Genomic DNA, 14,712 nt, shown 5'->3' on the forward strand with positions numbered 1-14,712 from the left:
AGGCATAGTATGGTCCGTGCCGAACTCGCAACAAATCAGGATCGACCTATGCCCGCTTTCAAGACCCTCGACGACCTCAACGACATTGCCGGAAAGCGCGTTCTCGTCCGCGTTGATCTCAACGTGCCGGTCGCAGATGGCAAGGTGACGGACGCAACCCGTATCGAACGCGTTGCGCCAACCATTCTGGAACTCTCCTCCAAGGGCGCGAAAGTCATTCTGCTTGCCCATTTCGGCCGTCCGAAGGGCGAACCTGTCGCCGACATGTCGCTTTCCCAGATCGTGCCTGCCGTCGAGGAAGTGCTCGATCACGCCGTTTCCTTCGCAGCCGACTGCATCGGCGCACCGGCGGCGGACGCCGTCGCTAAACTGAACGATGGCGATATCCTGCTTCTGGAAAACACCCGTTTCCACAAGGGCGAAGAAAAGAACGATCCGGCCTTCGTCGAAGCTCTGGCGGCCAATGGCGATATCTATGTGAACGACGCCTTCTCCGCCGCCCACCGCGCCCACGCTTCCACCGAAGGCCTTGCACGCCACCTGCCCGCCTATGCCGGCCGCACCATGCAGGCCGAGCTTGAGGCTCTGGAAAAGGGCCTCGGCCAGCCGGTGCGTCCGGTCGTTGCCATCGTCGGCGGCGCCAAGGTTTCGAGCAAGATCGATCTGCTGATGAACCTCGTCAAGAAGGTCGATGCCTTGGTCATCGGCGGCGGCATGGCCAACACCTTCCTCGCCGCCCGCGGCGCACAGGTCGGCAAATCGCTCTGTGAGCATGATCTCGCCGAGACTGCGAAGCAGATCATGATCGAGGCAGCGACATCCGGCTGCGCCATCGTGCTGCCGGAAGACGGCGTCGTCGCCCGCGAATTCAAGGCCGGTGCGGCCAATGAAATTGTCGACATCAACGCCATTCCCGTCGACGCCATGGTTCTCGATGTCGGCCCAAAATCGGTTGAAAGCATCAAGGCCTGGATTTCCCGCGCCGAAACGCTGGTCTGGAACGGCCCGCTCGGCGCTTTCGAAATCGAACCCTTCGACGCGGCGACCGTGGCTGCCGCAAAACACGCGGCGGAATGCACCAAGGCCGGCAAGCTCGTCTCCGTCGCTGGCGGCGGCGACACCGTTGCCGCGCTCAACCACGCCGGCGTTTCCGAGGATTTCTCCTATGTTTCGACGGCTGGCGGCGCCTTCCTCGAATGGATGGAAGGCAAGGAATTGCCGGGCGTTGCCATCCTGACCGCCGCCAAGTAAACTCATCCTACTTGCCTGACACAAGGCCGGACAAGCCATGCTTGTCCGGCCTTGCTTTTTGGTAAGCGGCACCGGGAGGAAAAGTTTCAAACGATTGAAATCATTTCAATCGTTTCAATGAGTTAGCGTGCCATTTCCCTGCCCTGGAACTTCTGTTATCGGAAATTTATTGTGCCTTGGGAGAATAGCAAATGACCGAACGTCTCGAAGACATTGCAATCAAAATGGTCGCCGACGGCAAGGGCCTGCTCGCCGCCGACGAATCCACGGGAACGATCAAAAAGCGTTTCGACAGCATCAATCTGGAGTCCACCGAGACCGCCCGCCGCGATTATCGCGAGATGCTGTTCCGTTCCGACGACGCCATGAAGAAATACATCTCCGGCGTCATCCTTTATGAAGAGACCCTGTTCCAGAAGGCCGCCGACGGCACGCCTTTCGTTGATATCATCAAGGCCGCCGGCAGCCTGCCGGGCATCAAGGTGGATATCGGCGCCAAGCCGATGGCTTTCCACCCGCATGAATTCATCACCGAAGGCCTCGACGGTCTTTACGAGCGCCTGCGCAAGTATCATGAGGCCGGCGCGCGTTTCGCCAAGTGGCGCGGTGTCATCACCATCGGTGAGCAGCGTCCGAGCTGGGGTTCGATCAAGGCAAACTCCCAGTCGCTCGCCCGTTACGCCGCTCTCTGCCAGCAGGCGGATATCGTGCCGATCGTGGAGCCGGAAGTGCTGATGGACGGCGAGCCGGGCACGCATGACATCGACCGCTGTGCGGAAGTCACGCAATGGGTTCTCCAGACCGTCTTTGCGGACCTGTTCGACGCCCGCGTGAACCTTGAAGGCATGATCCTCAAGCCGAACATGATCATCGACGGCAAGAAGGCCCGCAAGGCTTCTGTCGAGGAAGTGGCGGAAAAGACCGTGAAGGTTCTGAAGGCGACCGTGCCTTCCGCCGTTCCGGGCATCGCCTTCCTTTCCGGCGGCCAGTCCTCCGAAGAGGCAACCGCGCATCTCTCCGCCATGAATGCCGGTTACGACCTGCCCTGGTCGCTGACCTATTCCTACGGCCGCGCGCTTCAGGATACGGCCCTCAAGACATGGGGCGGCAAGCAGGAGAATGTTGCTGCCGGTCAGCGCGCCTTCACGCACCGCGCTGCGATGAACAGCCTCGCCGCCAAGGGCAACTGGAAGCAGGAACTAGAAAAGGCGGCCTGAGGCCCTCGCCGCAGGTTTTCAGCCAAACAAAAGCCGCCCCATTGGGCGGCTTTTTTGTTACGGACGCAGAAGCAGCGTCACCGACCAAATGACAAAGGCGGCAACCGCAATCTTCCAGCAATCGCCTCTTTTCTTGAGGCCCGGCAGACCAAGCGGCCGAATGATCTGGACCACCATGGCCAGCAGTAAAAAAAGGCCGATCGCCTTTGTCATTTATTGAGCCTTTTCTTTATTTCTGCATCGTCACAGGCTGGACATTTTTACCGTTCACCAGAAGAGTGCAACTCATTCGGGTAATCCCGTTCTATGACCTGTCCGACCGTCCGTCCGAACGCATGAGAGTGTCTTCATGAGCAGAAATCTTCTACCCGTATTCGCTCTTTTATCCAGCACTCTGTTTCTTTTTCTCGGCAACGGCCTTCAGGGCCTCGTGCTGCCGGTTCGCGGTTCGGCGGAAGGTTACTCCAATGAAATACTGGGCTTTCTCGGCACTTCCTGGGCGGCCGGCTTCGTCATCGGCTGCTTCGTGGCGCCCGCCATCGTGCGCCGTGCGGGGCATGTCAGGGCTTTTGGCTCCTTCGTCGCGCTGATCTGCCTGACGGTGCTGATGACCGGCCTCATCGTCGATGATGTCTGGTGGATTGCCCTGCGCGCACTGACCGGCTTCTGCACGGCCGGCACCTCGATGATCATCGAAAGCTGGCTGAACGAGCGTGCGACCAATGAGAGCCGCGGCATGATCTTTTCGCTCTATATCGCCATCACGCTGCTTGGCGTCGTGGCCGGGCAGATGATCGTGCCGATGGGCGACATCAGCAATACCTCGCTGTTCATGATCTGCGGCATCATCTACTGCATCGCCATTCTGCCGGCCACGCTTTCCAAGGCGGCGAGCCCCCAGCCCCTGCAGAAGGTCAGTCTGGATTTACCGGCGCTCTACCGCAATTCACCGGTCTCTTTCGTCGGCATTCTGATGATCGGCATCGCCAACGGTGCTTATGGTACGCTCGGCGCTGTCTTTGGCGCACGAGCCGGTCTCGACCCGACCATGATCGCCATCATGGTCTCCGTCACGATTTTCGTCGGCGCGCTGGCGCAGTTTCCGGCGGGCCGCCTGTCGGACCGGATAGACCGCCGTTACGTCCTGGCCGGGTTGGCCGGGCTCGGCGCGGTCGCGGGCCTTGCCGTCGCGGCGGTGCAACCGCATGATGTCTATGTATTGATCGCCATGATCGCCGTTTATGGCGCCGCCGCCAACGCGCTCTATCCCATCGCTGTGGCGCATGCCAACGACTATGCCGCCTCGGAAGACTTCGTCAAAGTCTCGGGCGGGTTGCTGCTGCTTTATGGCATCGGCACCATTATCGGCCCGACACTCGGCGGCGCGGTCATGACCTATTTCGGCCCCTATGCGCTGTTTCTGGTAACAGCCGTCGCCCATGTGCTGATCACAGCCTATGCCATCATCAGAAGCCGTCAGCGTGCCGCCCTTTCGACCGACGAAAAGGACAATTTCTCGACCATGATGCCGACGACGCCCTCCCCACTCGTCACGCCGGAAAGCATTGCACTTGATCCGCGCGCGCCGCAATATCCCGGGGACGATGGCAACTATGTTGAAAAAGGAGCAGGCATATGAGCCTCTTTGACGATGACCGTCCGCAAAAACCGCTGGCGCACGAGATCGGCTGCGATCTCAGCCTTCTTTCGGTAGACGAACTGACTGGCCGCATCGACCTCCTGCAAACGGAAATCACCCGGCTTGAAGAGGAGCGGACAAGGAAGTCCGCCGGCCGGCTGGCGGCGGAGAATCTCTTCCGGTCCTGACAACCGATCTCTGCAGGGCCTTGGAAAGAACCCGCAAGCCGCAAGATGCGGCCGGCGTGGTGTGCGCAAATAAACAACCTGGCGCAGTCTTTCGTTTACCATTAACCAAAAATTAAGCTTTCTGAGAGATTACTATACATGTCCAGTTCTTCTGGATCTCAGGCATCTTCTCCATTCGGCGAATTGGTCTGATTTTTCTCCCTGTTTTACCTTGAGAGCCGCTTTCGCGGCTCTTTTTTTGCCAGACGGCAAATTCCGTAAAACTGTGGGTATTAACCCTTCTTTAATAATTGCCTTGCGCATTTCAGGTAAAGATACCATCCTGAAAACACTAAAGGCCGGAACAAAATATCCCGGTCGTCGTTGCCTGACAGTGTGGTGCGTGAGCAGGGATTTAAAGAAATGTCGGAACAGGTTTTAAATACCATAAGCTTTGCGGGGCGCGCGGCTGCTTCCAACCAGTTCAAGACCCTCTATACCGAAGGCATGACCTTGGTAGAGGAAACGGCAAGCTATCTCGATGGCGCCGGTCGCGTCGCTTCCAAGGTTCTGCCGCGCATGGCCTCGGTTCTTTATGCGGCGGAATCGATGCGCCTCACCACCCGTCTGATGCAGATGGCCTCCTGGCTGCTGCTGCAGCGCGCCGTTAATAATGGTGAGATGACGCGCGATCAGGTTCTGAGCGAAAAGAACAAGGTGCGTCTCGACAGCTTCAATGTTGACCGCAACGCGCCCGGCTGGAACGATCTGCCGGAATCCTTCCGCGACCTCATCGAACGCTCTCTGCGCCTCCAGAACCGCATCGCCCTTCTTGACCGCGAAATCTATCGTCCGTCCGAAGCCACCAAGGTGCCGGACAATGAAAACAGCGTGCAGGCGCAGCTCAACCTTCTGCGCACGGCTTTCTCCATCAACTGAGAAAAGACGATCTTATCCGGACAATTTGAAAAGCAGGCTTATCGGCCTGCTTTTTTTGTTTCTGGAAGGAAGTAGAAATATCTAGGTATGAAGCAATAAATTTCATCGCCACGCCACATTTCATATTTTAATAAACATCTACCGCACAATAATAGGAGCGAAAATGCGTATCCTTAAGTATATTATGGCTACGTCCGGATGCGCCCTACTAATTGTCGCTTTTATTATCGGCAAAGAATTCTGGGATATAAACGAAAAGATTGACCGGTGCTTTGATGACTACTCTCCGGCATACATCCATGATGACGCCGCGAGAGCCGCTGCCTGCGATTGATCAAACCATGCACCCGTAACATTTAGGGTCTCTGGTCGCTATCAATAAAGCTGTTGTAATCACCCTGAGGCAAATCCAGTCGAAACGGGGCAACAAAAAAGCCCGGTAAAAACCGGGCTTTTTTAAATGATCCGTCCGCAAGAGGATCAGAGGCCGAGGCCGCCGAAACGCTTGTTGAACTTGGAAACGCGACCACCGCGGTCCATAAGCTGCTGGTTGCCGCCCGTCCATGCCGGATGGGACTTGGGGTCGATTTCAAGGTTCATGACGGCGCCTTCCGAACCCCAGGTAGAGCGGGTTTCGTATTCGGTGCCATCGGTCATGACCACCTTGATCGTGTGATAATCGGGATGGATATCAGCCTTCATGACAATCTTCCTGGTTAAGTGACGTGCGGTCCATTTGCCGCAATTGCGTCAACTGAGCCATTTCAATAAATGAAGCCATAGACCAGATGGGCTATGGCTTCCCAATTCGATGCGGAGCCTATACATGAAGGTCGCCCAGATAACAAGAGCCTGCTATCCCCTTGTGAAAGGAGATGGCCGCAGGGGCAGGAATTTTACCGCAGGCCGGAAATTCGACCCCAAAAGACCGAAAAACGGCGCGGAACGAGGAGCATAAAGGACGTGGCAGATATTGAAGCGCAGAAAGCGGCGAAACAGAGAAGCCTGAAGCCGCTTCTTGGCCTTTTCCCCTATCTCAGGCGTTATCGCGGCCTGATGGCGGCTGCCCTTTTCGCACTTGTCCTGTCTTCCGCCACCACACTCGCCCTGCCGCTTGCCGTCCGCCGTATCATTGATCACGGCTTCCAGACGCCCGATGGCGGCATGATCAACAGCTATTTCGCCATGCTGCTGGCAATTGCCGTCCTCCTCGCGCTTGCCAGCGCCATGCGCTATTATTACGTCATGACCATTGGCGAAAGGGTCGTTGCCGACCTGCGCCGCGATGTCTTTGCCCATCTCACCACGCTGTCGCAGCAGTTTTTCGATACTAATCGATCCGGTGAACTGACCTCGCGGCTGACCGCCGACACGGTGCAGATCCGTTCCGCCTTCGGGTCATCCGCCTCTGTAGCATTGCGCAACATCATCATGTGTTGTGGCGCAGTGGCGATGATGATCTATACCAGCCCCGGCCTTTCCGGTCTTGCGCTGCTTGCCATTCCCTTCATCGTGTTTCCGCTGATCGCTTTCGGACGTTCCGTCCGCGCCCGCTCGCGCACCACGCAGGACACATTGGCCAATTCCGCCGCCTATGCTTCCGAGACGATTGCGGCGAGCCGCACGGTGCAATCCTTTAATGCCGAGACCCTCGCAAATGCGCGTTATGGCGCCTCCGTGGAGGCCGCCTATCAGGGTGCGCGCGCCGCGATCGGTGCACGCTCCATCCTCACTGCCGTTGCCATTGCGCTGGTCTTCGGCAGCGTCGTCGGCATTCTCTGGTATGGCGCACAGAGCGTCCTGTCCGGCGGCATGACCGCCGGCACGCTCGGCCAATTCGTGCTTTATTCAGTCATCGCTGCAAGCGGCCTTGGCCAGCTTTCGGAAGTCTGGGGGGAACTGGCGCAGGCGGGCGGTGCCGCCGAACGGCTTTCCGAACTACTGGACGAGCGCTCACCCGTCATCGAACCGACGGCGCCCATTGCCCTGATACAGCCTCCGCGCGGCGAGGCGGCATTTGAGAATGTCGATTTCATCTACCCCCTCGCGACGGGACGGCCGATCATCTCCGGCCTCTCCTTCAAGGTGAACGCCGGTGAAACCGTTGCCATTGTCGGCCCATCCGGCGCGGGCAAGAGCACGGTCTTTTCGCTACTGATGCGGTTTTACGATCCGCAAAAAGGCCGCATCACTGTTGATGGCACGGATATCCGCGACGTCAGCCTGGCGGACCTGCGCGCGCGCCTTTCCATCGTTCCGCAGGATGTGGCGATATTCGCCTCCTCCATCCACGATAACATCGCCTTCGGCCGGCCGGATGCGACACGCGAGGAGGTCCGTGCGGCTGCGACCGCCGCACAGGCGGACAGTTTCATCGCGCGACTGACCGATGGTTATGATACGCAGGTGGGTGAACGCGGCGTTACGCTTTCCGGTGGCCAGCGCCAACGCATTGCGATTGCCCGCGCGATCCTGCGCAATGCGCCGATTCTGCTGCTCGACGAGGCGACCTCAGCGCTCGATGCGGAAAGCGAAATGCTGGTGCAGAAGGCTCTCGATGAGCTGATGAAGACCCGTACTACCATCGTCATCGCCCACCGCCTCGCCACCGTGCTGAAGGCCGACCGCATTCTGGTGATGGATGAGGGCCGTGTCATCGAGGAAGGCACGCACCAGAGCCTCATTCGCCAGAACGGCCTTTATGCAAAGCTTGCCCGACTGCAATTCCAGACGGGGCCGGACGAATTGCGCTTCCAGGCTTAATCACGCCAGCACTTTGCGCCCTGCAACACGGCCTGAAAACAGGCAACCACCAAGGAATGTGCCCTCAAGCGCATTATAGCCGTGCATGCCGCCACCGCCGAAACCCGCCACCTCACCGGCGGCATAAAGACCCGGCACCGGCGCACCGGCACCATCCAGCACGCGCGCCTCAAGGTCCGTATGCAGACCGCCCAGCGTCTTGCGTGTCAACACATGCAGGCGCACGGCGATTAATGGTCCCATCGCGGGATCGAGCAGCCGATGTGGTTTTGCGGTGCGCATCAGCCTGTCGCCAAGATAACGACGTGCGCCATGGATTGCCGTCACCTGCGCATCCTTGCAGAAACCGTTTTCGATCTCACGGTCGCGCGCCTCTATCTGGTGGCGAAGATGGCCAATATCCAATCGGTCATCGCCGCTGATTGCATTCATCGCCGGTACAAGTTCTTCCAGCGTGTCGCGGACAGCAAAATCCTCCCCGCACTCCATGAAAGCCTGTACCGGCCCGGGTGGCTCTTTGCCCAGACGTTTGAGGAGCAGCCGCACATCTTTACCCGTCAGATCAGGATTTTGCTCCGAGCCTGAAAGAGCGAATTCTTTCTTGATGATCGCCTTGGTCAAGATGAACCAGCTATGGCCGCTGCCGCGCTCGCCCAGCATTTTAAGCGTGCCGAGCGTATCGAAGCCCGGCATGGCGGGCGCTGTGAGCCGGTTTCCATCCGCATCACACCAGAAGGACGAAGGGCCGGGCAGGATGCGGATACCGTGGCCCGGCCAGATCGGATCATGGTTTCTCACGCCTTCGGTATAGTGCCACATCCGGTCGCGATTGATGACCGTTCCACCAGCTGTTTCCGAAATCGCGATCATCCGACCATCCACATGAGCGGGTACGCCGCACACCATGTTCGCGGGAGGCTTGCCGAGCCGCTCTACCGGCCAGTTACGCCGCACCAGCTCCTGATTGCCGCCGATGCCGCCGGAACTGACGATGACGGCCGAGGCCGCAATGGTGAAATCCCCCGCTACGTCCCGGCTGCTCTGTTGTCCGCGCAACACCGGATCCGTTGCAAGAACAGCGCCGGAAATGCCAGTCACGCGGCCGTCGGTGATATCCAGCCGATCGACGCGATGACGAAACCGGAGGGTTAGCCGGCCGCTCGCTGCCATGGTTTTCGCCTTTTCAGCAAAAGGCGCCAGCACGCCGGGACCCGTGCCCCATGTGACGTGGAAACGCGGCACGGAATTGCCGTGGCCATGGGCAAGGGCGCCGCCACGCTCGGCCCAGCCAACCACCGGAAACCAGCGCATGCCCAGCCGATGCAACCATTCACGTTTCTCGCCGGCGGCGAAATTGAGATAGGCTTCGGCCCACCGTTGCGGCCAATGATCTTCTGAGCGATCAAAACCGGCCGAACCAAACCAATCCTGCCTCGCCAGATCAAGACTGTCGCGCACCCGCATAAGGCGCTGCTCGGGACTATCGATGAAAAACAGCCCACCGAGCGACCAGAAAGCCTGCCCGCCAAGGTTCTGCTCTCCTTCCTGATCCACAAGGCAAACGCTGAGACCACGCTCGACAGCCTCCGTTGCCGCGACCAGTCCAGCAAGCCCCGCACCGACAACAATCACATCATACCGCTCCATCAGTCCCTCCCAGATATGACGGAATTACTTTTACGCGAACGTAAATTCACTCGCGTCACAAGGCAACCGCCAAGATGCGGCTTCTGACTAGCGCTCGGTGAGCTTCAGTTCGATACGGCGGTTCTGCTGGCGCGCTTCCGGCGTGTCGCCTTCTGCAATCGGCTGATATTCGCCGAACCCGGCAGCAACCAGACGGTTTGACGGAACGCCCTTGGAGATCAGGAATTTCACCACCGAGGTGGCGCGGGCTGAGGAAAGTTCCCAATTGTCGCGGTAACGGCCGGAGCCGGAAAGCTGGACATTGTCCGTATGACCGTCAACGCGCAGGACCCAGTTGATCTCCGCCGGGATTTCCTTGGCAAGATCGATCAAAGCCGTCGCCAGCTTCTCCATCTCAGCCTGCCCTTCCGGATTAAGCTCGTTGCCACCGGAAGGAAACAGCACTTCGGACTGGAAGACGAAACGGTCACCGACGATACGGATATTTTCGCGATCCGAGAGGATTTCGCGCAGACGCCCGAAGAAATCAGACCGATAACGGTTCAGTTCCTGCACCCTCTGCGCCAGCGCCACATTGAGGCGACGGCCGAGATCGGCGATCTTGACCTGAGACGAGGCATCCTTGGCTTCCGAAGCCTGAAGCGCAGCCTCCACCGAAGCGATCTGCGCCCTGAGTGCCGCAATCTGCTGGTTGAGCAATTCGATCTGGGCGGAGGCACGGGAATTTGCCTGTTTCTGGTCGTCCAGTTCGCCGGTAAGGCTACCGATCCGGGCATTGGCGCTTGCATTGTTGCCCGATCCCGCATCAAGAAGCGACTGCAGGCGCGAGCGTTCGTTTTCGGATGCGGCAAGGGTGGATTGAAGGCTCGCCAGTGCGTCCTCGATATCCTGCTTGTTGCCCTTTTCCATGGCCAAAAGCTCGGTCAGTTCCGCTATCTGGCTGTTGAGGCGCGTCAGCACCTCGTCCTTGCCGGTGATTTCCCGCGACAGCACGAATTGCGCCAGCACGAAAACCGTGAGCAGAAACATGATGGCCATGAGCAGCGTCGAGAGCGCATCGACGAAACCCGGCCAATAATCCACACCCCTGTCGCGGCGGCGGTTGCGCGCAAGCGCCATGGCTACTCGCTCCCGTTATCGTGCCGGGTGCGTCCGGAGGATTTTGTCTCCCCGTCGATGCGTGTCGACAGCCGATCGAGCGTGCGCCGGAGCGACCTCGATTCCTCCTGCTGCGCCTCGATCCAGTCGCGCAGCATCTGCTGTTCGCTGCGCATATTCTTGACCAGGCCCTGAATGCCCTCGGCAAGGCTGGTCATGGCCGCGAGCGAACGCTCGGTGCTGACAACTGCACCGGGTTCAGCCTTGAACTCCCTCGGCATTTCCGCCGAGGTATCCGTCACGGAAGACAGCCAGTTCTCGAGCTGGGTGTAAAAACGATTCTGGGCGCGGCCTGCCTGAAGATCGAGAAATCCGAGGATCAGCGAGCCCGAAAGACCAAGCAGCGATGAGGAAAACGCCGTTCCCATGCCCGCCAGCGGCGCGGTCAGGCCGGCCTTGAGGGAGCCGAGAATATCGTTGCTGTCGCCGGCGCTTGGATCAAGCGACTGGATGACGTTGCTGATGGCGCCAATGGTGCCAATGAGGCCCCAGAAGGTGCCGAGCAGGCCAAGGAAAACCAGAAGGCCAACGAGATAACGCGAGGTATCGCGTGTCTCATCAAGGCGAGTCGCGATGGAATCGAGGATCGTGCGCTGCGTAACGGCGGAAAGCCGGACCTCACCGCGCTTGCCGATCAGCGTGCTCATGGGGGCAAGCAGTTTTGGCGCGCGGCCAACCTTCTCAACGCTGCCGGCGGCGCGGAACGCGTTGAACCAGCGCACTTCCGAACGCAGGCTCATTGTCTGCGTGAACACCAGAATGATGCCGATGGCGAGAACGCCGAGAATGAAACCGTTGAGACCCGGGTTCGTCATGAAGGCGGTGTGCGCCTGCCGGTAAAGAATGGCCGCTAGGAAACCGACGAGGATCAGAAACAGAACCATCGTCCAGAGAAACGGTGTCGGGCTGGACAGCTTGTGGCTGTATTGCCGCGTGGTCACCGGCTTCTCGACGCCGAGATCAAGTAACTCCGAATCCGCCATAACGTTCGCATTCCCTTCGGTCAGGTATCCAGCGGAAGCTATTTGAAAATTGCGACGATTTGAAGCGAAAAGCCGGTCTTTCGTCATACGCATTTTGCAAAGACGGATGGGACCAGCGCTCAGGAAAATAAAAACGCCCGGCAAGGGTTCGCCGGGCGCTTAAAAACTTGCATTAAACGGCAGGTTTTCTGCCGGAAATCGATCAGCGGCCCGGTATCGGGCGGTTGGCGACTTCCACAAGCGACTTGTGGATATATTCATTTCCAGCCGCAACAGTACCGCTGCCGAAGATGTCCGTGCCGCCCTTGATATCAGAGGCGAAGCCACCGGCCTCGCGAATCAGCACCAGACCGGCCGCCATGTCCCAGGGCGAAAGATCCGCCTCCCAGAAACCGTCGAGACGGCCCGCAGCAACATAGGCAAGGTCAAGTGCTGCCGCGCCCATGCGGCGAATGCCGGCCGCTTCACCCATGACGTGACGGAGCTCGACGAGGAATTTACCGTGATTGCCACGGCCGAGATGCGGCACACCGCAGCCGATGACGCAATCGGTCAACGCCTTACGCGCTGCAACACGAATGCGGCGATCGTTGAGGAAGGCGCCGCCGCCACGCTCGGCAGTATAGAGTTCGTCGGTCGCCGGGTTGAAGATCACGCCGGCGACGACTTCACCGTTACGCTCCAGCGCGATGGAAACGGCGAAATGCGGAATGCCGTGCAGGAAATTGGTCGTGCCATCAAGCGGATCGACGATCCAGCGATGGGCGCCATCACTGCCTTTTTCCTCGCCGCCTTCCTCGCCCAGGAAGTCGTAGGTGGGGCGGGCCTTCATCAGTTCATCGCGCACGATCTTCTCGGCCTTGAGGTCTGCCTGTGACACGAAGTCACTCGGTCCCTTGACCGAAACCTGAAGGTTCTGCACTTCACCGAAGTCACGCGACAAAGACTTACCCGCCTTGATGGCGGCCTGAACCATGACATTGAGAAGGGCTGAACGGGCCATCGAGTTTGTTTCCTGGAAAGCTTGCGAACCGCCCGAAAGCTTGCCGGGCAGGCACGTCATTATTTTCTTGAATTGAAAGTTTGCGGTTCAAGACCACAAAACGCGCGGAAATTCAAGGCAAAAAGCCCGCGGGCGAACGCCGGCAGCGGTTGAGCCGCCCTGCATCACACCGGGCGGAACCGATTTGCCGCCTCGATCGCCTTTTTCTGCTGCTCGTCGGTGATGCCGAGATAAAAATCCTCAAGAGCCGGATCCTTGAGCCCTGCACGCCGGGAAAGCACATACCATTTAGCCGCTTCCACCGGGTCGGGTCGGGTGCCCAGTGCCTGAATATAGAGGTGCGCCACCTTGTTCTGGGCCACGACATTGCCGCGCTGTGCAGCGCCATAAAGCCAGCGGAAGCCCTCATCCAGATTTCGCTCGCCGCCAAAACCATTGACCAGCCAGATGCCGAGATCGACCTGCGCGGTATCGTAGCCCGCCTTCGCGGCCCGCATCAGCCAGTCCCTTGCCTTGGCCTTCTTTTCGGCAGGCACATCCTTGAGCGACCAGTAAATCTGCGACACCGCATATTGCGCGTCGGCAATGCCCTGTTCGGCGGATTTCTCATAAAACGGCATGGCCATCAGCAATCCCTTGGCACCAGGATTTTCCGAAACCAGGATCTGCCCCCAGTTGAACTGGGCCGAGGCATTGCCGGCTTCCGCGGCCCGGCGCATGTAATCGTCGGCCTTCACCTTGTCGCGGGTGACGAATTTACCTTCCATCAGGATCAGGGCGAATTTGAACATGGCGACGGCGTCACCACCCTGCGCCGCCTGCTGGTACCAGAAAGCCGCTGTCTTTTCGTCACGGGCAATGCCGAGCCCGCGCGACATCATTTCCGCCACCAGCGTCTGGGCAGCCGCATCGCCGTTCTGCGCGCGGTTCAACGCCTTGTCGAGCGCCTGCACATATTCACCGCGCTGGAAATGACCGTAGGCCTCGTCCACCCTGCCCTTGAACTCCTTTTCAGGCGGCAGGGCCGGCAGTTCGGCCCCCATGCGCTGATAGACGTTGACGCCCTGCGACGGTTGCAAATCCTTCTGTTCTTCCGATTGCACCCTGCCCTGACGGGAAGGCTGCGCCTCATCCTCCATCTGCCGGGAAAGCGCGTTGCTTTCGCTCTGCGGTCCGGACTGGGCAAAAGCAATGCCCGCCGACGCGCCAAAAATCAGCGTCATCAGCGAAACGGAAAGGCAGAAAGGAACCGAGCGCATGAACATCGCCTGTATCAACCGCCAAACCGTGGCGCTTTTTCGTCAAGCAACGCGTTGATTTCAGAAACGGCCTGGGCGGCGCCGGCAGCATTGTCGAAAACGCCGCTGCGCATCGCCACAAATTCCACACCGGTTTCAGCAACGGCAATCACCGAGGATGGATCCGTGCCGCCCATGACGATGGCCGGGATTTCGATCATCGAAGCCCACCACTCGCCAAGCGCCAGATTTTTGGGGTGCGCTTCCGGCTTGATGTCGCCTTCGAGCTTGCCAAAAAAGACGTAGTCCGGATTGGACTCACCCTGTTCCAGAGCCTTGTGACGGTCATCCGCATTGCCGCCGCCGACGATCATCTTGGGCGTGAAATTTTCAACGGCTTCGGCAAGCGCCTCGGCATTGCCCGCCACATGCAGGCCGTCCGCCTTCACCCGGCCCGCAACCCGGCTATCGCCCGCGATGAGCGCAGCCGCACCCGCCTTCTGGACGAGAGGCACGATCAGTTCGGCACGCTTCTGGAAAGAGGCGTCATCCAGACCGTATTGCGGAATGATGACCGAGGCCACATCGCCGCCCCGCAGTGCTTCTTCCACATCTGTCGCCTGCTTTTGCGCATCGTCCGATTGCGGGACGATCAGAACAAGGCGGCAACGGTCTTCAACTATGGTCATTGGTTCGTCCATTTCAGG

The 14,712-nt window shown here is 59.1% G+C and carries 13 protein-coding genes; 6 read left to right on the forward strand and 7 right to left on the reverse strand.

The window, feature by feature from the left end:
• Window positions 1–48: 48 nt before the first annotated feature.
• The 5 genes from FY152_18145 to FY152_18165 all read left to right on the forward strand — a co-directional run bounded on the left by FY152_18145 (window position 49) and on the right by FY152_18165 (window position 5,213).
• Window positions 49–1,251, forward strand: coding sequence for a phosphoglycerate kinase (locus tag FY152_18145; protein ID UXS34074.1), 1,203 nt, complete (start codon window positions 49–51; stop codon window positions 1,249–1,251).
• A gap of 191 nt (window positions 1,252–1,442) precedes the next feature.
• Complete coding sequence (locus FY152_18150; GenBank protein ID UXS34075.1) at window positions 1,443–2,468, forward strand: fructose-bisphosphate aldolase class I; 1,026 nt, start codon at window positions 1,443–1,445, stop codon at window positions 2,466–2,468.
• Between the two features lie 349 nt (window positions 2,469–2,817).
• Window positions 2,818–4,107, forward strand: coding sequence for an MFS transporter (locus tag FY152_18155; GenBank protein UXS34076.1), 1,290 nt, complete (start codon window positions 2,818–2,820; stop codon window positions 4,105–4,107).
• Window positions 4,104–4,295: a DUF1192 domain-containing protein gene (locus FY152_18160; GenBank protein ID UXS34077.1), complete on the forward strand. Its 192-nt coding sequence runs from the start codon at window positions 4,104–4,106 to the stop codon at window positions 4,293–4,295. The genes FY152_18155 and FY152_18160 overlap by 4 nt, the downstream gene beginning before the upstream one ends.
• Window positions 4,296–4,697: 402 nt before the next feature.
• On the forward strand, window positions 4,698–5,213 hold the full coding sequence (locus FY152_18165) for a DUF1465 family protein (GenBank protein ID UXS34078.1): 516 nt from the start codon (window positions 4,698–4,700) through the stop codon (window positions 5,211–5,213).
• Window positions 5,214–5,693: 480 nt separating this feature from the next.
• Here FY152_18165 and rpmE read toward each other — a convergent pair whose 3' ends face one another.
• Complete coding sequence (gene rpmE / locus FY152_18170) at window positions 5,694–5,915, reverse strand: 50S ribosomal protein L31 (protein ID UXS34079.1); 222 nt, start codon at window positions 5,913–5,915, stop codon at window positions 5,694–5,696.
• A 261-nt stretch (window positions 5,916–6,176) separates the two neighbouring features.
• Here rpmE and FY152_18175 point away from each other — a divergent pair, with 261 nt between their 5' ends.
• The gene (locus tag FY152_18175; protein UXS34080.1) at window positions 6,177–7,976 is read left to right on the forward strand and encodes an ATP-binding cassette domain-containing protein; all 1,800 of its coding nucleotides are present in this window, start codon (window positions 6,177–6,179) and stop codon (window positions 7,974–7,976) included.
• Here FY152_18175 and FY152_18180 read toward each other — a convergent pair whose 3' ends face one another.
• The 6 genes from FY152_18180 to FY152_18205 all read right to left on the reverse strand — a co-directional run bounded on the left by FY152_18180 (window position 7,977) and on the right by FY152_18205 (window position 14,694).
• Window positions 7,977–9,623, reverse strand: coding sequence for an FAD-binding dehydrogenase (locus tag FY152_18180; protein UXS34081.1), 1,647 nt, complete (start codon window positions 9,621–9,623; stop codon window positions 7,977–7,979).
• Window positions 9,624–9,710: 87 nt separating this feature from the next.
• On the reverse strand, window positions 9,711–10,742 hold the full coding sequence (locus tag FY152_18185; GenBank protein ID UXS34082.1) for a peptidoglycan -binding protein: 1,032 nt from the start codon (window positions 10,740–10,742) through the stop codon (window positions 9,711–9,713).
• 2 nt (window positions 10,743–10,744) lie between these two features.
• A complete protein-coding gene (locus tag FY152_18190) occupies window positions 10,745–11,764 on the reverse strand; it encodes a flagellar motor protein MotA (GenBank protein ID UXS34083.1) in 1,020 nt (339 codons plus the stop codon).
• 202 nt (window positions 11,765–11,966) lie between these two features.
• Window positions 11,967–12,767 (reverse strand): inositol monophosphatase, encoded by an 801-nt coding sequence (locus FY152_18195; GenBank protein UXS34084.1) that lies wholly within the window; start codon window positions 12,765–12,767, stop codon window positions 11,967–11,969.
• A 164-nt stretch (window positions 12,768–12,931) separates the two neighbouring features.
• Entirely contained in the window at window positions 12,932–14,032 is a 1,101-nt protein-coding gene (locus FY152_18200) for a sel1 repeat family protein (protein UXS34085.1), read from the reverse strand.
• Between the two features lie 8 nt (window positions 14,033–14,040).
• Window positions 14,041–14,694: a thiamine phosphate synthase gene (locus FY152_18205; protein ID UXS34086.1), complete on the reverse strand. Its 654-nt coding sequence runs from the start codon at window positions 14,692–14,694 to the stop codon at window positions 14,041–14,043.
• Window positions 14,695–14,712 lie beyond the last annotated feature (18 nt).

Origin of the sequence: Agrobacterium tumefaciens (genome assembly GCA_025560025.1) — a bacterium.
Taxonomy (GTDB): Bacteria; Pseudomonadota; Alphaproteobacteria; order Rhizobiales; family Rhizobiaceae; genus Agrobacterium.

What these genes read in the sequence shown, in the direction of transcription:
- FY152_18145 (UXS34074.1), top strand. Translation starts at nt 49, where the DNA reads ATGCCCGCTTTCAAGACCCTCGACGACCTCAACGACATTGCCGGAAAG.
- FY152_18150 (UXS34075.1), top strand. Translation starts at nt 1,443, where the DNA reads ATGACCGAACGTCTCGAAGACATTGCAATCAAAATGGTCGCCGACGGC.
- FY152_18155 (UXS34076.1), top strand. Translation starts at nt 2,818, where the DNA reads ATGAGCAGAAATCTTCTACCCGTATTCGCTCTTTTATCCAGCACTCTG.
- FY152_18160 (UXS34077.1), top strand. Translation starts at nt 4,104, where the DNA reads ATGAGCCTCTTTGACGATGACCGTCCGCAAAAACCGCTGGCGCACGAG.
- FY152_18165 (UXS34078.1), top strand. Translation starts at nt 4,698, where the DNA reads ATGTCGGAACAGGTTTTAAATACCATAAGCTTTGCGGGGCGCGCGGCT.
- rpmE (UXS34079.1), bottom strand. Translation starts at nt 5,915, where the DNA reads ATGAAGGCTGATATCCATCCCGATTATCACACGATCAAGGTGGTCATG.
- FY152_18180 (UXS34081.1), bottom strand. Translation starts at nt 9,623, where the DNA reads ATGGAGCGGTATGATGTGATTGTTGTCGGTGCGGGGCTTGCTGGACTG.
- FY152_18185 (UXS34082.1), bottom strand. Translation starts at nt 10,742, where the DNA reads ATGGCGCTTGCGCGCAACCGCCGCCGCGACAGGGGTGTGGATTATTGG.
- FY152_18190 (UXS34083.1), bottom strand. Translation starts at nt 11,764, where the DNA reads ATGGCGGATTCGGAGTTACTTGATCTCGGCGTCGAGAAGCCGGTGACC.
- FY152_18195 (UXS34084.1), bottom strand. Translation starts at nt 12,767, where the DNA reads ATGGCCCGTTCAGCCCTTCTCAATGTCATGGTTCAGGCCGCCATCAAG.
- FY152_18200 (UXS34085.1), bottom strand. Translation starts at nt 14,032, where the DNA reads ATGTTCATGCGCTCGGTTCCTTTCTGCCTTTCCGTTTCGCTGATGACG.
- FY152_18205 (UXS34086.1), bottom strand. Translation starts at nt 14,694, where the DNA reads ATGACCATAGTTGAAGACCGTTGCCGCCTTGTTCTGATCGTCCCGCAA.